Annotated in this window: 17 protein-coding genes, 1 tRNA gene and 2 pseudogenes; 8 read left to right on the top strand and 12 right to left on the bottom strand. The window is 69.9% G+C overall.

All coding sequences use genetic code 11. The annotated features are described in order from the left end of the window. Positions 1-198: 198 nt before the first annotated feature. The gene (locus tag E6P78_RS06725) at positions 199-600 is read left to right on the top strand and encodes a hypothetical protein (RefSeq protein ID WP_136202567.1); all 402 of its coding nucleotides are present in this window, start codon (positions 199-201) and stop codon (positions 598-600) included. Positions 601-811: 211 nt separating this feature from the next. After that, entirely contained in the window at positions 812-1,225 is a 414-nt protein-coding gene (locus E6P78_RS06720) for a Fic family protein (protein WP_136202566.1), read from the top strand. Positions 1,226-1,402: 177 nt separating this feature from the next. On the opposite strand, the gene E6P78_RS06715 is transcribed toward E6P78_RS06720, so the two are convergent. Beyond that, positions 1,403-1,708, bottom strand: a complete 306-nt coding sequence (locus E6P78_RS06715) for an integrase core domain-containing protein (RefSeq protein ID WP_136202565.1) — start codon at positions 1,706-1,708, stop codon at positions 1,403-1,405. Between the two features lie 251 nt (positions 1,709-1,959). Between E6P78_RS06715 and E6P78_RS06710 the strand changes: the two genes are divergently transcribed. Beyond that, a complete protein-coding gene (locus E6P78_RS06710; RefSeq protein ID WP_240799088.1) occupies positions 1,960-2,232 on the top strand; it encodes an NUDIX domain-containing protein in 273 nt (90 codons plus the stop codon). On the opposite strand, the gene E6P78_RS06705 is transcribed toward E6P78_RS06710, so the two are convergent. From E6P78_RS06705 to E6P78_RS06680, 6 genes and pseudogenes are all read right to left on the bottom strand, one after another. Then, positions 2,221-2,766, bottom strand: coding sequence for a GNAT family N-acetyltransferase (locus tag E6P78_RS06705; RefSeq protein WP_136202564.1), 546 nt, complete (start codon positions 2,764-2,766; stop codon positions 2,221-2,223). The two genes, E6P78_RS06710 and E6P78_RS06705, sit on opposite strands and share 12 nt — an antisense overlap. 209 nt (positions 2,767-2,975) lie before the next feature. Next, positions 2,976-3,927, bottom strand: a pseudogene (locus E6P78_RS06700) (glycoside hydrolase family 43 protein); the annotation flags it as partial. 229 nt (positions 3,928-4,156) lie between these two features. After that, complete coding sequence (tatA, locus tag E6P78_RS06695) at positions 4,157-4,348, bottom strand: Sec-independent protein translocase subunit TatA (RefSeq protein ID WP_136202563.1); 192 nt, start codon at positions 4,346-4,348, stop codon at positions 4,157-4,159. A 178-nt stretch (positions 4,349-4,526) separates the two neighbouring features. Beyond that, positions 4,527-7,112: a magnesium-translocating P-type ATPase gene (gene mgtA, locus E6P78_RS06690; RefSeq protein ID WP_240799087.1), complete on the bottom strand. Its 2,586-nt coding sequence runs from the start codon at positions 7,110-7,112 to the stop codon at positions 4,527-4,529. A gap of 7 nt (positions 7,113-7,119) precedes the next feature. Continuing rightward, positions 7,120-7,482, bottom strand: coding sequence for a metalloregulator ArsR/SmtB family transcription factor (locus tag E6P78_RS06685; RefSeq protein ID WP_136202561.1), 363 nt, complete (start codon positions 7,480-7,482; stop codon positions 7,120-7,122). 158 nt (positions 7,483-7,640) lie between these two features. Continuing rightward, positions 7,641-8,141 (bottom strand): tetratricopeptide repeat protein, encoded by a 501-nt coding sequence (locus E6P78_RS06680; RefSeq protein ID WP_136202560.1) that lies wholly within the window; start codon positions 8,139-8,141, stop codon positions 7,641-7,643. A 231-nt stretch (positions 8,142-8,372) separates the two neighbouring features. Here E6P78_RS06680 and E6P78_RS06675 point away from each other — a divergent pair, with 231 nt between their 5' ends. The 3 genes from E6P78_RS06675 (at position 8,373) to dhaL (ending at position 11,550) form a co-directional block, all read left to right on the top strand. Then, positions 8,373-9,308 (top strand): aldo/keto reductase, encoded by a 936-nt coding sequence (locus E6P78_RS06675; RefSeq protein WP_136202589.1) that lies wholly within the window; start codon positions 8,373-8,375, stop codon positions 9,306-9,308. Between the two features lie 525 nt (positions 9,309-9,833). Next, positions 9,834-10,832, top strand: coding sequence for a dihydroxyacetone kinase subunit DhaK (locus tag E6P78_RS06665; RefSeq protein WP_136202559.1), 999 nt, complete (start codon positions 9,834-9,836; stop codon positions 10,830-10,832). Positions 10,833-10,887: 55 nt separating this feature from the next. Next, on the top strand, positions 10,888-11,550 hold the full coding sequence (gene dhaL / locus E6P78_RS06660; protein ID WP_136202558.1) for a dihydroxyacetone kinase subunit DhaL: 663 nt from the start codon (positions 10,888-10,890) through the stop codon (positions 11,548-11,550). Positions 11,551-11,669: 119 nt separating this feature from the next. Here dhaL and E6P78_RS06655 read toward each other — a convergent pair whose 3' ends face one another. Beyond that, entirely contained in the window at positions 11,670-12,350 is a 681-nt protein-coding gene (locus E6P78_RS06655) for an HAD family phosphatase (RefSeq protein WP_136202557.1), read from the bottom strand. Between the two features lie 551 nt (positions 12,351-12,901). Here E6P78_RS06655 and E6P78_RS06650 point away from each other — a divergent pair. After that, positions 12,902-13,600, top strand: coding sequence for a ScbR family autoregulator-binding transcription factor (locus E6P78_RS06650; RefSeq protein WP_276607207.1), 699 nt, complete (start codon positions 12,902-12,904; stop codon positions 13,598-13,600). A gap of 318 nt (positions 13,601-13,918) precedes the next feature. Here the strand turns inward: E6P78_RS06650 and E6P78_RS06645 are convergent, their stop codons facing one another. The 4 genes and pseudogenes from E6P78_RS06645 to E6P78_RS06635 form a co-directional block, all read right to left on the bottom strand. Beyond that, positions 13,919-14,434: a hypothetical protein gene (locus tag E6P78_RS06645; protein WP_206307739.1), complete on the bottom strand. Its 516-nt coding sequence runs from the start codon at positions 14,432-14,434 to the stop codon at positions 13,919-13,921. A 346-nt stretch (positions 14,435-14,780) separates the two neighbouring features. Then, positions 14,781-15,359, bottom strand: a pseudogene (locus E6P78_RS06640) (hypothetical protein); the annotation flags it as partial. A gap of 3 nt (positions 15,360-15,362) precedes the next feature. Then, positions 15,363-15,435 (bottom strand) — tRNA-His (locus E6P78_RS32690). Positions 15,436-15,489: 54 nt separating this feature from the next. Beyond that, positions 15,490-16,071 carry a TetR/AcrR family transcriptional regulator gene (locus E6P78_RS06635; RefSeq protein WP_276607208.1) on the bottom strand — a complete coding sequence of 194 codons (582 nt, stop codon included), beginning with the start codon at positions 16,069-16,071 and terminating at the stop codon, positions 15,490-15,492. A 319-nt stretch (positions 16,072-16,390) separates the two neighbouring features. On the opposite strand from E6P78_RS06635, the gene E6P78_RS06630 reads away from it, so the two are divergent. Further along, positions 16,391-18,295, top strand: coding sequence for an RICIN domain-containing protein (locus E6P78_RS06630; RefSeq protein WP_136202556.1), 1,905 nt, complete (start codon positions 16,391-16,393; stop codon positions 18,293-18,295). Positions 18,296-18,319 lie beyond the last annotated feature (24 nt).

Here is an 18,319-nt window from a genome sequence, read left to right as displayed (position 1 = left end):
TGCCCAGTCCTCCACGGAAATCACCCTCTTCTCCTGACCTTCGATCAAGATCAGGATGGTCGGTAGACCACGAGGTGGGTCAGTTTTGATCCGCCGTCAGAGGGTCACGATTCACCCGTCGCCGACAGATGGCATTGGGCGGTCGGCGAGGGCGGTGGTGGTGGCGTCGTCACCAGCTGGTGCTGCACCTCCCATTCCGTGGGCGAGCCCGCAGCGACGGCCGCCAAGGTGGTCGCGTCACTGCTGGAGTGGCGCGACTGGCTGGAGGAGCTGGCCGAACGGTTCGCGCAGATGGCGCCGCCCGCCGGGGCGGATGCCGATGATCGCAGTTGGCACCTGGATCGGGCGGCTACCCGACTGGTGACGGTAGTAGTGGACCGCACGGGTGCCGAATGCGGCTGGTATGGCCTCTGCCATACGGTTCTCACGTGGTTCCTCTCCTCCACGGGTATGGGGCTGGAGACTGCGAAGCAAGCGGTCGACACTGCGATTGGTGGACGGTTCAAGAGCTGGACCGAACCGTCGCGCACCTTGGTCGACTCCGTAGGAGAGGATCTCGCCGTAGGCCTGACCGGAGAGCAGCCTTACCGTGACCGTTGACGCCTTGGCCGCCTGGTGCCATGTCAGGAACCAGGTCGACTGGGCTTCAGTGGTCGGTGAGACGCTGGCCCCGGTCGAGGCGACCGTGGACGGCCTCGGCACCTGGTGCGATGCGGGAGGCCGTTCCTCGAATCCGGATCGAGGCGACCGACTACTCGCGGCGCTGGCTCAATCGCGCACCGACGCTTTCCGTTAGCGCCCCCTCACCTGCATGCTTCTGGCTAAATGGCAGCGGCTTGTCCTCGGCCAGCCCGAGGTGTCGTTCCGACAAGGCGATGCGTTCGCCAAGGGCGGCCGTGAACGCTATGCACTTACGCCGCACACCCAGCGGGACTTTGAGCACTGTCTGCGCGATAGCGCCGACCCGAGAGTCCCCCTGGCCTCCCGTGCGGCCAGGGCCTACCTGGACGTCGCCTTCTTTCACCCCTTCCCGGATGGCGACACCCGCCTCGCCATGCTCACCCTCGCCTACGTCTTGGAGCTGGAGGGAGTTCGGCTGGATCAGACCGGCCCCTTGCAGACCACGCGTTACGCGGACGACGCCGTCGGCGCGGCAGACATGGCTGCCCTGGTCTCCGTCCTCATCCGCTCGACCCATCACCGTGCGACCAGAACCCGTTGCTGAGAGCGCAACCGCCCATCAGGTCCCCTTGACCTTGACCAGTCTGGCCGGGGGTTGAGCACGTATATCCGTACGCGGCTGCGCACGTTGATTGATGTGTACGTCGAAACCCGACTCAGGTCGAGAACGGCTGGGCGTCAGCCCATGAGTGTCAATCCCCTGGAAGCGTAGAGACCTTGGCTATGCTGCCCGGGCGTCTTGATCGGTCCGGGTGCGTGCTTGCTGGATGGTGCGTTCGAACTCGACGGGTGGCCTTCCTCCGGCTGCGCTGTGCCTTCTGCGGGTCTTGTAGAAGTCCGTGATCCAGGTGACGGTCTTCAGCCTGGCCTCCGCCCTGGTCGCGAGGTCGTGCCGGTGGACGTACTCGACCTTCAGGACCGAGTGGAACGACTCCGCGGCGGCGTTGTCCAGCGCGGACCCGACCGGCTCCACCGGCACCCTCACCACTACTGGCCTCTCGACCGGTACTGCACTTTCTTCGCTCATGCCCCCATCCGGCGTCAACTGCCCATGCACATAACGCTTTCACCGTGCCGTCCAATCCTTCGGGCTGGAAATGCGACGGGAAGGTCCGGGCTTTGTACGATCCGGACGAGCTGCGGGCATAGCCCGTCGAGGCGCGGGATGATGGTGACCGGGTGGAGCGCCATGGTCAGGGAGCCCGTACTTCGGGCGGAGTGCGGGGAGTTGCAGGGCCGTACGTCGCCGGCCTGGCCGCAGGCGGTTAGCGTGTCCGAATGTCGTCCGTGAGCCTGCGTCATTCAGTCCGCGCGGTCGTCCTCGCCGAGGACGACCGCATGCGCCTCGGCCGGTTCGCGATTTCGGAGCCGGCCGGAACGGTGGTGTGGGCAGCTCCCGGCGGAGGAATCGAGCCGGGCGAGACGCCCCTTTCCGCACTGCGCCGTGAACTACAGGAAGAGGTCGGCCTACCGGTCGAGAATGCGGTCAGCGACCTTCTCCGGCTGTTCGTGGTGGGGCGCGCTTTGTCGAACACCGGCTCAGGCGGGTGACGGGGCTGCAGTCCACACGCCGAACCACTGCTCGGCGCCGAAGTCCTCGTACCGTTCCACCTCGGTGAACCCCAGCCTGGCCGCGAGGCGCATCGAGCGCTCGTTGGCGGTCTGGGTGCGGAGCACCACCGCCTCGCCGGGAAGCACTTCGGCGAACCAGTCGAGTGCCGCTGCGCACGCCTCGGCGGCGTACCCGTGGCCCCACGCCCGTGGCAGGAGCATGTAGGCGAGCTCGGTCCTCCCGACGTCCGGACGGATGTGCCCCGGACGCTCCGCGTGCGGATCGAGCATGAGGGTGCCGATCATCGTCCCGCCGAGTTCGATCGCGAAAAAGCCAGGGCGCTGCCCGGGTACCTCGGGCATCGTGCGTTCGAGTTCGGCACGCGGTCGATGGCCGCCGAGGTACGTGTTGACCTCCGGTGAGGCGTTGAGCTCGATGGCCGCCGCGCGGTCCCGGGCTTCGGACTTGCGGAGGATCAGCCGCTCGGTCCTGAGCGGGGCAGGTGGCCAGGCGAGAGCTCCGAGGTCAGTCACGTCGGCCAACCTAGCCAGCAGACTGAGAAGCGATCAAGACGCGCAAGGGATCAGCACACCACTGCGACCAGTTGACGCAGCTTCTGCCCCAAGTCCCCGACTCCCCGACTCCCCGACCGTACTCTGCCGCGGTCGGCCGATCCGATGGCCGGGCGGGTGTGGTGGGGTGTGTGCGTCCCCCGTGGGCCGTCAGTCGGCATCCGGGTCCACTCGAAGAACTTCAGGCTCCACCCCACGTCGGTATTCGGGCCGGGGACGTTGGCCCGGCTGTAGGTGGTGTTGCCGCACCAGCAGAACGTGCCCGTGTACCACTACCGGTTCGCCCAGGAGTACGGCGTTCCCTTCGGGACCGCATGGAACATCAGGCGAAATGTGGGGCCGGCGGGCGGGCTGGTGGCGATGTCTCCGTCGAGCAGGACGAAGGAGTGGTGCCCGGGGCCGTTGACCTCCAGCGTCGGGTTCCAACCCGGCATCATCGTGGCGCGGTTGGAGCCGAACAGGCAGCCGTTTGATCTGTACCAGTCCCACACATACGTCGGGTCTCCCCCTGCCCGCAGTCTCAGATCGGCCAAGCAGTACTGGTCGCTCCAGCTCCCGTTGGCGGAGTAGACGATGTGCAGTTGTCCGTTCGGGTCCTTGATCGCTTCCGGAGTCTCGTTGATGAACGGATTGCCGACCACCCGCTCCCAGCTCTCTCGCGGCTGTGAGATCACGTACCGGGCGCCGGTCCGCGTCGTCGGAGAGCTCATCCGGGCGATATAGAGGTTCTGCTCGACGTTGGTGTCACCTGCCCAGCCGGACCAGATGAACCAGACGAACCAGCGTGTGCCATCGCAGGTGAACATCGTGCCGTTGATGGCCCATTTGTCGTCCGGCAGAGCCGGCTTCGTCTCTGCGGTGTAGCCGCTGTCCGGGCTGGTGGAGCTGATGACGTACATGCGGTGTGCCGACGCGCGGCCCGCCGAGAAGTAGATGTAGTAGCGGCCGCCGTCCCGCACGTATCTCCGAAGCCCAGATCTCGCCGCGGTCCTGGGTGTCCGACCAGACCTGCCGGGCGGGAGCCTGGTCCAGAGCCGCCGTCGACGATGCCTGGCGCACAACGACGCCTCCGCCGGCGGACTCCACCGAGATGTAGGTGGAACCGACTCGCAGCACGCTGGGTCCGCCGCACGGTGCACCAGAACGATTACATCGATGTAAGAACTGATTCACAGCGTGGGAGACTGTACTGGGCATGTCAATGCGATGGAGATGTGGGAGCCTGACCGAGCGCCCTGGGGCCGCGCGGGACCGCCGCCCCCTGCCGCGTCAGCGGATAGCGGCGCCGGGTCACCCTGGCGGACCCGGCTCACCGGCCATCGAAAGCGGCCCCAAGAGGCTGAGCAACGAGCTACGACTGCTCGGGGGCGGCGGGCTCGACTCCCGCGTCGGCCTTCATCGCCTTGGCCTCGCTCTTGAGGATGCGAGCCGATTTGCCGAGGGAGCGTGCCATGTCGGGAAGCTTCTTCGAACCGAACACCATGATGATCACGAGCGCCACGATGAGCAGGTGCCACGGTTCCAGGCCGTTGCGGAGCAACACGCCACCCCATTCCGTTGTCGTTACCGTTGTCGCCGATGGCGCGCGTCCGGGATGCCCGCACGCCGACGTCGATTGCTACATTGCGCAACTGTACAAGCCTTGGGTGAGTTGGGGAGCCCCCGCCCCATGGCCAGTAGTACGGGCGGCTTCTCGAAGGACCTGTCCCGTGCCGCTACCGCTAAGGGCTGGGGGCGTTCCGGTGATCGCTCGGCCGCCCGCGTCGCGTGAGGAGCCCGAGGGCCGCGGCGTATCCGGTCAGTACGGCCGCGAGCAGCAGGTAGTAGGACATCGGCAGCGGCTCCAGGCCGAGACGTGCTCCCAGGGTGGTGAGCGGCAGCGCGATACCCACTGCCGCCAGAGCCGTGGCGGCGATGCGCAGGGGTCTGGGTGCGGGGCGGGGCCCGGTACGCAGCAGGAGCATCACCAGGGCCTGGGTGAGCAGGTTCTCGGTGAACCAGCCCGAATGGAAGGCGCCCTCGTCGTGCGCGGCGGACGCGGTCGCGGTCGCGGCCAGCGTCGCGAAGGTGGCCAGGTCGGCCAACGCGCCGAGCAGGCCGAAGCCGGTGATCGTACGGAGGAACGGTGCGGGACGCAGAGCGGCGGGGCGTGCCAGGAGGCGGGGTGCTGGGCGGTCGTGGGCGAGGGCGAGTTGGGCCGCGTCAAAGCACAGATTTTGCACGAGGACCTGCGCGGGAAGCATGGGCAGGAACGGCAGGAGTACGCCTGCGGTGAGCATCGCGATCACGTTGCCCAGGTTCGACGAGAGGGTGATGCGCAGGTACGAGGCGATGTTGCCGCCGGCGTGACGGCCCGCGGTGATCGCGTAGTCGATGGCCGTGAGGTTCTTGTCCGCGAGAACGACGTCCGCGCTCTCTCGCGCCACGCCCACCCCGCTCAGCGGGCAGATCCCGACGTCGGCGGTGTGCAGCGCGGGCAAGTCGTTGACGCCGTCGCCGAGGAAGCCGACTGTGTGGCCGTGCTTGCGCAGCGCGGCCACCACCCGTGCCTTGTCCTCGGGTCCGCAGCGGGCGAATACCGTGGTGCGGTTGGCGAGATCAGTCAGCTGTCCGTCATCGAGCGCGTCGAGGGTCCTCGCGTCGACCACCTCGCCCGGCTCCAGGCCCAGGTCGCGGCAGGCGCGAGCGGTCGTGGCGGGATGGTCCCCCGTAAGGATCTTGACGTCGACCTCGTGGTCGGCGAAACGAGCGAGCGCCTCGGCGGCACTCGGCGTGAGGGCGTCGTGGAAGGTGACGAAGCCCTGGAACGTCAGGCCGCGCTCGTCGGCCGGGCCATAGGGGCGGAGGCGCGCCTCTCGCTCCCCGGTGGCGACGGCCAGGAGGCGGACTCCGGTGGCCGCCAGCCGCGCGGCATCGCTGAGGAGCCCTTCCCGCTCCGCTTCGCCGAGAGCACATCGTTCGAGTACGGATTCCACCGCGCCCTTGACGACCAGGACGTGGCGTCCGAGGACGTCGGGGGCATGGACGACGGCCGTGGACAGTCTGCGCGCGGAGTCGAAGGGGAGGGCGGCCACCGGCTCGTAGGCCATGGCCTCCTCCAGGTCGCCGGCGTCCAGGAGGGCTGCGTCGAGCGCGTCGGGAGTGGGCAGGTCGGCGAGTTGCAGCGTCCACCACGCGTTGGCCGTCGCCCAGGCCAGCACGTCGGGCGCGGTGCGGCCCTCGGAGTCGACGACGTCAAGGACCTGCGGCCGGTCCTGCGTGAGTGTGCCCGTTTTGTCCAGGCAGAGCACGTCCATGGCGCCGAGGTTGTGCAGCGCGGCCGGTCTGCGGACGATCACCTCGTGGGTGCGTGCCAGCAGGGCGGCGCCCCGGGTCAGGCAGGTGGTGACGACCACGGGAAGCATCTCCGGCGTCAGCCCCACGGCCACCGCCACCGCGAACGGCAGCGTCTCCAGGCCGCGGCCGCGCACCGCCGCGTTCGCCATCAGCACCAGCGGCGGTGTGAGGAGCATGAAGCGGATCAGCGCCCAGGCGATGCCGTGCACCGAGCGGTCGAAGGCGCTCGGCGGGCGGATGCCTGCCGGTCGGTGTGCGGTGGCGAACCGGGTGTGCGCTCCGGTGGCGACGACGACGCCTGCGGCGCTGCCGGCGATGACCGTGCTGCCCTGGAAGCACAGGTCCCTGCGGGCGAAGGACGTGTCGTCGTCCGGCACGTCGCAGGCTTCCTTGGGCACAGGCGCCGACTCTCCGGTCAGCGCCGACTGGTCGACGGCCAGGTGGTGCGCGCGCAGCAGCCGTACGTCGGCGGGGACCAGGTCTCCGGGGCCCAGCCGGACGACGTCTCCCAGCACGACGTCACCAGCCGGCACTTCTCGTACGCGGGGCCCGGATCTCGGTTCTGGTCTGCGCTGCACGCTCACGGTGGTGGCGACCATGTCCTGGAGGTGGGCCATGGCCCGTTCGGCCCGGTGTTCGCCGTGCGCCCGCAGGACGCAGCTGACCGCGACGAGCGTGATGATCACGGTGGCCGTGCCCCACGACGCGACGGTGGCGGAGACCAGGCCGAGGGCGAGCAGTACACCCGTAAACGGGTCGCGGGCGGCGCGCGTCAGGCGTACGGGCCACGACGTGGCGCGGGATGCGGGCAGTGTGTTGGGGCCGTGCAGGCCGAGACGGACCGCTGCGTCGTCCTCGGTCAGTCCCCGCGGTGACGTGTTCAGCGTTTGCAGCAACTGGAGCGGCGTCAGGGCGTGGACCGCCGAGCCGGTCCAGGGCGGGGAGCTCAGCGGTCGAGCAGATCGGGCCACGACGCGATCAGGCACCGGTCCCGTGCAGTCGGCGCACCGGCGCGTCCTCCTGCTCGGTGAGCTGGCCGACCATCAGGCGCACGACGGCCACGGCGTCCGGGTCGTCGACGTAGTACACCTGCCGGCGGCCCTCCCGGCGGGACCCCACCAGGCCCGCTAGCTTGAGCTTCGTCAGGTGCTGGCTGACGGCCGGCAGCGCACCGCCGACGCGTTCGGCCAGGCCGCTGACGTCGCACTCCCCCTGCGCGAGGAGCCACACGATGTGCAGGCGCGCGGGGGCGGCGAGCAGTCCGAAGGCTTCGGCCGCACGGCCGAGCACTTCGCCGGAGGGTTCCTCGTACCGATCCGCCCCTCCGGCCCGTGCCGCCACAGCCCCGCTCCTGTCCCTGTCCCTGTCCCCTGTCAGCCGCCGACAGGCAGCTGAATCCCCGGTGCCGGCTCATTCTAGGCGCGGGGCCGGACCCCGGAATGCGCCGCCGGAGAGCCCGCTACGGGTTTGAGCCCCCTCTCAGCCGGCTCTGTGCCGGTTCATACCGTCTCGTTGAGGTCTTGGGCGTAGTGCTCGATGGCTCGTCGGTATTGGCGGATGTGAGGATCGCTGCTCGTCGTCGTAATGATCTTCAGCAGGATCTGCATGGCGTCGTGATGGTGATCGGTGTTGAACAACGACATGGCGAGGAACGTCTGCATCGCACCGTCTTCGGGGAACTCGGCGAGGCCCCGTCCGAGCGTGCTGACGGCGTCCGCGTAGCGTCCGAGGATTCGGTAGGTGCTTCCCAGTCCGAGGAACGCGCCGCGACGGTCCTCGGCGGCCAGGCCCTCCGCGCCGAGGCTCCGTTCGTAGTGGGGAACAGCTTCCGCTTCCAGCCCCAGCACGTCATGGACCCAGGCGGTCTGGTAGGCCACCTGGGCGTCGTGGGGGTGGTCGGCGGCGAGCGTCAGCAGCTGCTTTCGTGCCTCTTCCGGATGGCCCTTCTCACGTAGCCGGACGGCCGCCGTCAGTAGATCGTTCTTCGTCGCTTCGCTCATGAATCCATGGTCGCGGAGCCCGCCGCGGCGTCGATGCGCGGGTGCCGCGATGAGGGCGACTCGCAGCGTGACCGCGTGCCCGTGGTGCAGTACGACGCCGGCAATCCACTGGCATACCTCGCCGCCCGGTTCGCCACCGTGCTCGCCGGCCCGGAGCACGGCCCCAGTCTTCGCAGGCTCGCCCTCGGGTCGCTTGACCTGGAGTGCGCTTCACCTCCGAGTATGGGCGGCATGGATATCACGGCTCCCCAGGTCGTCCTGGGGACTATGGATTTCGGCACCCGTGTTGCCCCCGACCGGGCCTCCGCGGTCCTCGACTCGTTCGTCGCGGGTGGTGGTGTGTGGCTCGACACCGCCAACTGCTACTCCTTCTGGAACGACCCCGGCGGTGTCGGCGGCGCCAGCGAGCGCGTGATCGGCGCGTGGCTCCGGGCACGCCCCGGCGCGCGCGATACGGTGCGGATCGCCACGAAGGTCCGGCACAACCCGCTCGTCCCGCACGCGCCGGAAAGCTCCGAAGGCCTGTCGGCGCGCGCCGTTCACGCCGGTGTGGAGGAGAGCCTGGGCCGTCTCGGCGTCGATCACGTCGATCTGCTCTGGGCGCATGCGGAGGACCGTGGCGTGCCGCTGGAGGAAACGGTCGGCGCCTTCGGTGAGTTGGCCGCGAAGGGCGTGGCCCTGCGGGTCGGTGCGGCGAACCATGCCGCCTGGCGGGTCGAGCGCGGCCGGTCGCTGGCGCGGGAGCGGGGCGTGGAGCCGTGGACGGCCCTGCAACTGCGTCACTCACTCGTTCTGCCTCGCCCGCTCACCCCTGTCGCGGAGGGCGGCCACCGCCTGCTCACCGCCGAGGACCTGGACCTCGCACGGTCCGAGGGGCTCGCCGTGTGGTCGTACAGCTCGCTGATGTGGGGTTCGTACGTGCGCGACGACAAGCCGCTTCCGTCGACTTACGACCACCCCGGGACCGCGCGGGTGCTCGCGGTCCTGGACGAGGTCGCCGGCGAGTTCTCGGCCACGAGGAACCAAGTGGTCCTCGCGTGGCTGATGCAGCAGGGCATCGATCCCATCGTCGGCGCGAGCCGGGTGGAGCAGGTCGAGGAAGCACTTGCCGCTCACCGTGTGCGGCTCAACGACGAGCACATGGCGCGCTTCGCCGAAGCGCGGTAGCGGCGGCCGTTAAAGGGCGCCCCACGCCCGCCCGCCCTCGGCGGTGAGCACGTTTCCCAGCCCGTTCATGGACAGGGAGAGCGGCTGCGGCAGCGATCCGAGGAGGTCGAGATGGTCCTCGCGGAGTTGGTGGGCCGCCCAGGGGGGCGATCGGGTCGGGGATCGTGCCGCGGCAGCCGGCGCGCACAAGGCTTCGATCCGGCGGCGGTCACCGGCCGGCGCCACGGCCGGCGGTCCCCGGGAATCCGGTGTGACGGCCGGCCGGGACGAGTCCGCTGCAGTTCGGCCGGCCTGGACGAGTCCGCTGCGGTTCGGTCCGTCGGTCGGTCGATGGCCAGGTGCAGGGACAGGTACATCGCCGCGAACACCAGCGCCGGACCCGGCACCGGGCGCCATTGCGATGTGTTCGTCGGCGCAGCGCACGTACTGCGAGTTGCCGCATGCGGACCGTTACCTGCACCATGGGGGTATCGTCCGGGGCCGGCTCGTACGGCCTCACCGCCAGGGACGGGATGGGTGCGGCATATGGCCAGGTACTTCGAGAACGGCACCGGTGAACTCGTTTCCGACGCGCTGGCCGGCTTCGCCCGCGCGCATGCGGACCTCGTTGAGTACGACTCCACCGACGGATATTTCACCGCCCGGCACACCGCACCCGAACGGCGGGTTGGTCTTCTGTCGGGTGGTGGGTCCGGGCACGAGCCCCTGCATGCCGGGTACGTCGGTGCGGGCATGCTGGATGCGGCCTGCCCCGGGAGGATCTTCGCCTCTCCGCACAACCGGCAGATCTTCCGGGCCTCGCTCGCTGCGGCAGGGCCGGAAGGTGTGCTGCACATCGTCAAGAACTACACGGGTGACCGGATCAATTTCGGTATCGCGGCTGAACGGCTCGCCGACGCGGGGATCGCCTGTTCGCGGGTCCTGGTCGATGACGACCTCGCCACCGAATCCGAGGACATCGCCGCCGGGCGCCGTGGTACGGGTGCCACGGTGCTGGTGGAGAAGGTTCTGGGCGCGGCCGCGGACACCGGCATGGCGCACGAGCAGTTGGCGGAGCTCGGCACCGCCCTGGCAGGACGGTGCCGCACGCTTGCCGTCGCCTCGGCCGCCCATCACTCGCCGGCCACCGGGGAGCCCGCGTTCGTGCTGCCGCCCGGTGAGCTGGAGTACGGCGTCGGCATCCATGGCGAGCGCGCCGCCCGCACCCGGAGTCAGGGGCGGGTGGGCGAACTGGTGGAGGAGATGACGGGCTCCCTGCTGGACGCGTTGCGGCCCGGGCCCGAGGAGTCCGTCGTGGCTCTCGTCAACGGGCTCGGTTCGGTCACCGCCCTGGAGTTGTACGGCGTCTTCGGGGAGTTGGGCCGGGTGCTCGATGCCCGAGGGGTGGGGCTCGCCCGGCACCTGGTCGGTGACTATGTGACGGCGCTGGACATGCGGGGTTTCTCCCTCACTCTCATGGTCGCTGATGAGGCCACGTTGAACTATTACGATGCGCCGGTCCGCACCCCCGCACTGCGGTGGTGAGCGGTCGGCGGGCCGGGCTCCCGGCGCCCCGGGAACGCAAGCACGAGGAGGGCCCATGACGAGCAACGCTCTCGACGGCGCGCAGACCCGTGACTGGGCAGGGCGCTTCACCGCTTCGGTGTACGCCACCGAAGCGGAACTGACCGCTCTCGACCAGCAGGCGGGCGACGGCGACTTCGGTGCCAATCTGGCCGCCGGGGTCCGGGCTGCCGGTCTGCTGCTCGACCGGGCGGCGGATTCGGCCGGTCCGGAGGAGTGTCTCGGCGCCATGGCCACTGCCTTTCTCGACGAGGTGGGCGGAACCAGTGGTCCTCTGTTCGGTCTGCTGTTCCAGGCGTTGAGCCGGGCCGCCGGTGCGGAGACCGGGCTGACGACTGACGCGCTCGCCACGGGTGCCGCCCAGGGACTCGAGGCCATCCGCCGGGTGGGTGACGCCTCGCCCGGGGACAAGACACTCGTTGACGCCTTGGCTCCGGCCGCAGCCGCCCTGCGGGCGGCTCAGGACGCACCGCCCACCGCTGCTCTGGCGAAGGCTGCCGAAGGGGCGTGGCGGGGGGTGCGGGAGACCGCGTCACAGGCGGCGCGCATGGGGCGGGCGAGTTACCTGGGCGAGCGTGCGACAGGTGTTCCGGACCCCGGGGCGGTGGGCGTTGCTCTGTTCTTCGCCTCCGCCGCCGGAACGGTGCGGTCTCTGGAGCCCTATCTCGCCGGCGAGTGACCGTACCGTACGTTCAGCCCCTGGGCTTTCGTGTGCGTGCAGCCGGGCCGGCAGGTGGTGGTGGGCCTGACCGGCCCGCCCGGCGGCCGGGGGCCGGCTCGCTCTAGCGACGACAGGGCCTAGGTGCCGAGCCGGCTGCGGGCCCAGGTGAGCAGTTCGCGGTCGGCGAGGCTCGCGACCCAGAGGTCTGCCTGCTCCGCGTCCGGGCCCGGCGGGCGCGCTCCGATGCCGATCACGCGAAGGCCCGCCCTGCGGGCCGACTCCATGCCGGTCAGCGAGTCCTCCACGGCCAGAGCCTCCTCGGGCGGCACGCCGCAGAGGCGGGCTGCCACTCTGTAGACGTCCGGCTCCGGTTTCGGCCGTACGTCGTCGCCCGCGACCACGACGTGCTCGAAGCAGGTCAGGAGTCCGGCGCGGCCGAGGCACGATTCCACCATGGTGCGCGGGCAGTTGCTCGCCACCGCGAGAGGGCGGTGGCGGGCGGCCAGCCGGACCAGTGCGGCGGCGCCCGGCATGGTCACCGGGTCCTGATCGACCAGTGCGGTGAAGGTTTTCAGCAACGTGTCGGCGAGGTCGTCCACGAGGTCCGGCTTCCCGGTCTCCTGGGCCATGAGCGCGCCGCACTCGGTGTAGTGCACGCCCTTCGCACGGTCGGCGAACCCTGCGGGCGGATTGAGCCCGAAGATCCGGAAGGTGATGTTCCGGGCCTCCTGCCAGTGTCGTTCGGTGTCCATCAGGGTTCCGTCGCAGTCGAAGACGATGGCGGACGGGGACCACGAGAGGATTCGATCAGCTGTCATGTAACTGCCGTTCTCGAAGGCTGCGCCGACCGATTCGGGTGTGGGCGCAGACGGGTGCCCAAAAGGCACGCGTGAGGGCGTTGAGTCGGATACAGGCGCCGCCCTGTGGCTACTTCGACCAGCTCGATACCGCTGGTCACGCCGTGACGGACGTAGGCCTACAGGACCGGCCCATCCGAAACATCATGGTCATTACGTTAATTCGGCGCCTTCAATTTACGCAATCACCAATTCGAGTGCATTGAAAAGTCGTGGGCGCGGCCGGCCGAGCTGTGGAGCACCGGGCGAAGGGTCGGGGCACGAGGAGCACTCATCGGTGAAAGAGCCTGGTGGGGCGACCTTTTCAGTCCATCGAGGTTTCGACCGGGGGCGGTATCCCCACGCCTTCCGAAACGTTTCTTCCGACATAACGCCAGATTGCGCCGAGCCGCCCGGGGGCGCCCCACGCAAGGAATAATAGGATCTTCGCGCGATGCGACTACACCCTCAACGGAGGAGTGGAACAGATTTCCGTGTCGCAGCGCTAGCACGTTTGAGCGAAGGTGGAACAAGTGCAGGACCGGGCGCGCGCAACCCGCAAACTGTTGCTGGAATCAGCGGCACACCTATTTGTCGAACGGGGATATGCGGGAACGAGTGTCAATGACATAAGTGACCACTCGGGAAAGACCAGTGGGGCGATTTACTTCCACTACTCCAGCAAGGAGAATCTTGCGCTGGCCGTGGTCCGCGAGCAGTTCGCCACCTGGCCTCAGCTCGTCGCCACCTACGCCGCGCCGGGCGTCCCTCCCCTGGAGAAGCTGGTGGCCCTCAGCTTCGGTGTCGCGCAGTCGCTCAGCGAAGACGTCCTGGCGCGGGCCGGCGCGCGGTTGTGGGCGGAGCGCCGCGCCATCGAGGCCCCCGTGCCCACGCCGTTCGGCGCCTGGGCCCTGGCCGCCACCCGGCTCCTCGCGCAGGCCCGCACGAGAGGCGAACTCGCGGAGGGGGTCGCGCCTTCGGCGGCCGCCGTGGCGCTCGTATGCGGGTTCTACGGGCACTGCACCCTGACCGATGAGATGCCGGGCAGGTGGGGCTGGCGGGAGCGGCTGGAGCAGTGGTGGCAGTTGGTCCTCACCTCCCTTCAGGCGAATCCCGAACCGGCGGCTCTGCTCGCCCGGGCACGGGCCCGGATTCCCGCGCAAGCGGATGCCCGGAGCCGGAGCAGGGCGAGGGACACGCCGTCGGGCACGGCCGCGGCCGTCGCCACCTGAGACGCCTGCCGAGGAGTCGGCCCGCGGCGGAGCGACCGGCGCCACGCCGTCACCGGGTGCCCCGCCGCCGCTGGGTGGGGTGAGGCCGACGCCCCCGATCCGACGCGTCCCCCACCGCACCCCGGCGCCACCCTCGCCCGCCGTCCGAGTGACGTGCATCACGCACTCAGGCAGTGGCCCCCGGCACGATGCGGCCCCATGAGCCTCCACCGGGAGGTTCACGCGGCTGACCGCCGTCCTCGGGGCCGCCGACACGCACCCCCGCAGCCTGCACGCGGTTCGTCGCGTGACAGGCCACGGGTTGACAGGGGCTGCCCGCTACTGCGCAGCGTCGGTCAGGTTGATGGTGAGGGCGTCCTCGTCTCGCGTCGGGTGCTCGATCGTGACCGAACCCGCCGCGCCGACGTAGCTCCGGGTGCCTCCGGTGATCGCGAACTCGTGGGTCCACCGGCGCGAGCCGGTCGGCAGCTCGGTGACGGCGGGGAGGGGGCGCTGGAAGGCGGTGGCGGCGGTGATCATGCCGTCGTCGAGGCTCAGGACCAGTGTCGCCATGACGTACGAGCCGTCCGGCCCCACGGTGACAGGAAGGCAGTGCGCGTTCTCGGTGCCCACGCTGCGGCCCTCCGCGTCCGACAGTTCGTACCGGACGAAGTACGGGACGCCGATCGTGAGCACGTCCGGGATGTTCGCCCCCGTGCGCTTGCCCTTCAGGATGATCTGGCGGTCGGCCCTGCGCGCCGCGTGGGCGGCCCCGCCCGCCCCGACCACCAGTCCCCCGACGATGGTCGCCGCCGAGGTCAGTTGCAGAATGCTCCTGCGATCCATGTCCGTCATCGCTTACCTCACACCCTTGCTTGTCGTGTGCGTGGGTGCGCGCTCGCACCCCAGGGGTAACGGCCCTTGGGTGCGGTACGGAGCGCCTTGCGCCCCCAATTCACTGGAACGCAGGAGCACGGGGCGCCCGTCAGGCCCGGCGGGTCGCGGGCATCGGGAGATCGCCCGCTCGCCCGGGTCAGTCAGGCAGGTCGGGCAGGGCCGGGCGGAGCCAGTGGCGCTTCGTGCTCCAGCCGAGGAGGAGCCGGCCCTCGCCGGTGTCCGGGGCGCCGCCGGACACGGTCTGCCGCAGGCTGGTCAGGGCGGGGACGAGCCGGGCCGTGACGTGGCCGGGGTGCCGGGCCGCCGGTGCGGGCTGGGCGGCCGGGCGGGGTGTGAAGCGCAGGCGGTCGGCGAAGGGGGCCAGGGTCTCGACGAGTTCGAGTGCGCCGGCCGCGTCCTGGGCGCGCGCCAGCCAGGCCACGGTCAGCAGGGCGGCTTCTTCGGGGACGGTGATCTCGTAGCGACCGCTGTCGAGCATCGCGTACAGCCGCGCGAGGCCCGCTTCGGTCAGGCAGCACGCGAACAGGGCCCGGCGTTCGGCGGGCACCCCGGCGTGGACCGCGAGCTCCTGCTCGTACGGCTGGAGCGGGCCTTCGGCGCTCAGTTGGAAGGTGGCGAATCCGCCCCTGATGACGTCGGGTGTCACCCAGGCGGGCAGCCCGGCGACGGGGGTGCGGGAGCCGATCGCCAGGTTGCCGTCCGCCATGCCGGCGAGCACGGCCCGCCAGCGGGCGACGCGGTGTTCGGCGCGTTCGCGCGTGTCGGCGTCGTGGTGGGTGTGTGCGGTCCAAAAGGCGCGGGCCAGCATGGCTTCGGGATAGGCGGCGGAGCCGCCGGCCCCTACGGGGAACTCCCGCTGGGCGGGTGCGTGGTTGGCGTTCATAAGCCGGCGTGGCAGATTCTGCCCCTGCGCCCTCCGGGACCACAGCCCGGCGCTCTGACTGCTGAGCTGCACGCCGATGAAGTTGAGGCTAGGCGTGGGGGGCGAAGACCGACAAGTGCAATTCGTGTCGCTACCCGCCCGGCCGGGCCTCGGCGTCCGGGCCGAAGCGGTGGGGTGCGAGCGCTGACAGCAGGGCGGTGACCACGAGGTCGGTCGAGGCGGCCATGTCCACCGAGTCCGGCGCCAGCAGCCATTGCACCTGAAGACCGTCCATGACCGCGATGACGGCGTTGGCGGCGTTCTCCGCCTTCTCCGTGTCCTCGTCGGGGAGTTCGCACGCCTCGCGCAGGGCGTCGGCGACGAAGCTCCGCAGCCCGTCGTAGCGGTCGCGGAAGTAGTCCTGTGCCGGATGGTCGTCCGTCACGGACTCCGCCGACAGGACGGCGTAGAGGCGGACGATCCCTTCGCGTTCGGCGTTGCGGAGGGCGGTGTCCACCAGGTGGCGCAGGAAGGCGAGGCCGTGCGGGCGGTCGGGGCCCAGTTGCTCGATGCCCGACTGATCGCGGAGTTCGAGGACGCTGGTGAGCAGGAGCGCCTTGGACCGGAAGTAGTGAAGGACACCGGCCTGGGTCAGGCCGGCCCGGTCGGCGATCTCAGCGAGCGAGGCGTTGTTGTAGCCACGGGCGGCGAAGGTGTCCATCGCGATGTGCAGGATGTCCCGCTGCCGCTGCTGGGCTTCCGGGCTTCGGGGGGTGCGGGGTCTGGCCGCCCGGCCGGACCTGCCCGCTGACTGGTTGCTCACCGGCCCAGCTTAGACCGGCCGGAATGCTGGGCGGGCGGTGTGTCCGGGGCGCTGACCAGGGGGCCGTCTCTGTCACGGGAGCGCCGGGCGGCAAAGCCGTACCGACCACTTACTAACCACTTAGTGAGTGTGCTTTCATGTCGCCGTCATCCCAAGGAGACGCGCCCCGCCACGGCGCGAAGGGATGCGCCATGTCCTCCCCCCAGGCATGACCGAAGGAGAGCCGCACATGTCCCACGACAGTCCTCCGCGCCCATGGGCGCGCGCCGCCGGCGCCGCCCTGGCGATGGCCGTCGCGGCCGTAGGCCTGGCCGGCAGCGGTACAGCCGCCCAGGCCGCCGACCCCACGGCCCAGGTATGGGTCACCACTCCCGACGGTACGAAGAAGCTTTCCGCCGAGGGCGCCGTCGCCTTCACGGGCTCACCGCAGAGCGTCGACATCCGGGTCGACGGCAACAGCAGGGGCCAGCGGTTCACCGGGGCGGGTGCCTCCGTCACCGGTGCGTCGGCCCACCTCATCCAGAACCTGCCGCAGGACAAGCGCGACGCGCTGATGACCTCGCTGTTCTCGACCGGCGGCGACGGAATCGGGCTCAACTACCTGCGCCAGCCGCTCGGCAGCAGCGACTTCAACGCCGACAGCAGCCTCTACACGTACGAGGACAGCCCGGGGTCCTTCTCCATCGACCGGGACAAGGCCGAGATCATCCCGGTCCTGAAGCAGGCCACCTCGATCAACCCGGCCATCCGTTTCATGGGCACGCCCTGGACGCCGCCCGCCTGGATGAAGACCAACAACGCCCTCAACGGCGGCAGCCTCAAGCCCGAGAGCTACCAGGCGTACGCCGACTACCTGGTCAAGGCGATCCAGGCGTACGGGCAGCAGGGCGTCACTCTGACGGACCTCACCGTCCAGAACGAGCCCGAGTTCGCGGCGAGTTACCCGTCGATGACCATGACGGCCTCGCAGCAGGCCGACTTCTTCAAGGTGCTCGACCGCACCCTCACCGCGGCGGGCCTGCCCACGAACCTCCTGGCCTTCGACCACAACTGGGACCACCCCGACTACCCGCTCGACGTGTTCAACGGGACACCCGGCACCAACCGGGTGATCGGCGCGGCCTTCCACTGCTACGGGGGCACTCCTTCCGCTCAGCAGAAGGTCGTCGACGCCGGCAGGCGCGTCTTCTTCACCGAGTGCTCCGGCACCGACAGCGCCGACCGGTCCACCACGTTCGCCGACACCCTCAAGTGGCACGCCGAGAACCTCGTCGTGCAGAACATGCGCAACGGCGGCGAGACCGTCGTCGACTGGAACCTCGCCCTCGACCAGAACGGCGGCCCCCACCAGGGTGGTTGCTCGGACCGCTGCAACGGTGTCGTGGAGATCGCGAACGGCAACGTCACGCGCAACGCCGAGTACTACGTGCTCGGTCATGTCACCAAGTTCATCAAGCCCGGCGCCACCCGCGTCGGCTCCACCAGCCAGGGCAGCGGTGGTGTGGAGAACGTCGCCTTCCAGAACCCCGACGGCACCCGTGCCGCGTATGTCGTCAACACGGCGTCCGGTGCCCAGCGGTTCTCGCTGACGGACAACGGAAGGTCGCTCGTCTACACCCTGCCCGCCGGCGCGGTCGCCACCTTCGTGTGGAACGGCACCGACGGCGGGACCACCGTGCCGCCCGGTGACGGCTCCATCGACTCGGCCGCCTGGTACCGGGTCAAGAACGGCAACAGCGGCGCCTGCCTCGACGCCGCCGACTGGGGAACCACCGACGGGACCGCGCTCCAGCAGTGGAGCTGCGGCGACGGGGCCAACCAGAGCTGGCAGTTCCGGCCCGCCGGGGACGGCACCTACCAGGTCGTCAACCGGCACAACACGAAGGTCTGGGACGTCGACGGCGGCCCCGGCGCCACCGCCGCGGGCATCCGGGTGCACCTGTGGTCGTACGTGGGCGGCACCAACCAGCAGTGGCGGGCGGAGCCCTCCGGGGCGGCCGGTACGTACCGGTTCGTCGCCCGCAACAGCGGTAAGTGCCTGTCCGTGGACGGCGCCTCCGCCGCCAACGGGGCCCGGCTGTCGCAGCAGCAGTGCGATGGGTCGCCGGCTCAGACGTTCTCACTGGAGCGCTGATACCGCCTGCCCTCACCTGACGGA

Source organism: Streptomyces sp. A0958, assembly GCF_004795035.1.
In the GTDB taxonomy this organism is placed as follows: domain Bacteria; phylum Actinomycetota; class Actinomycetes; order Streptomycetales; family Streptomycetaceae; genus Streptomyces.
Note: the sequence above shows the minus strand (reverse complement) of the source record. Positions and strands in the feature narration are given on the sequence as shown.

Bases quoted from the DNA above. Each gene is read 5' to 3' on its own strand.
- E6P78_RS06720 (WP_136202566.1), top strand. From the start codon at position 812: ATGCTTCTGGCTAAATGGCAGCGGCTTGTCCTCGGCCAGCCCGAGGTG.
- E6P78_RS06715 (WP_136202565.1), bottom strand. From the start codon at position 1,708: ATGAGCGAAGAAAGTGCAGTACCGGTCGAGAGGCCAGTAGTGGTGAGG.
- E6P78_RS06710 (WP_240799088.1), top strand. From the start codon at position 1,960: ATGTCGTCCGTGAGCCTGCGTCATTCAGTCCGCGCGGTCGTCCTCGCC.
- E6P78_RS06680 (WP_136202560.1), bottom strand. From the start codon at position 8,141: ATGAGCGAAGCGACGAAGAACGATCTACTGACGGCGGCCGTCCGGCTA.
- E6P78_RS06675 (WP_136202589.1), top strand. From the start codon at position 8,373: ATGGATATCACGGCTCCCCAGGTCGTCCTGGGGACTATGGATTTCGGC.
- E6P78_RS06665 (WP_136202559.1), top strand. From the start codon at position 9,834: ATGGCCAGGTACTTCGAGAACGGCACCGGTGAACTCGTTTCCGACGCG.
- dhaL (WP_136202558.1), top strand. From the start codon at position 10,888: ATGACGAGCAACGCTCTCGACGGCGCGCAGACCCGTGACTGGGCAGGG.
- E6P78_RS06655 (WP_136202557.1), bottom strand. From the start codon at position 12,350: ATGACAGCTGATCGAATCCTCTCGTGGTCCCCGTCCGCCATCGTCTTC.
- E6P78_RS06645 (WP_206307739.1), bottom strand. From the start codon at position 14,434: ATGACGGACATGGATCGCAGGAGCATTCTGCAACTGACCTCGGCGGCG.
- E6P78_RS06630 (WP_136202556.1), top strand. From the start codon at position 16,391: ATGTCCCACGACAGTCCTCCGCGCCCATGGGCGCGCGCCGCCGGCGCC.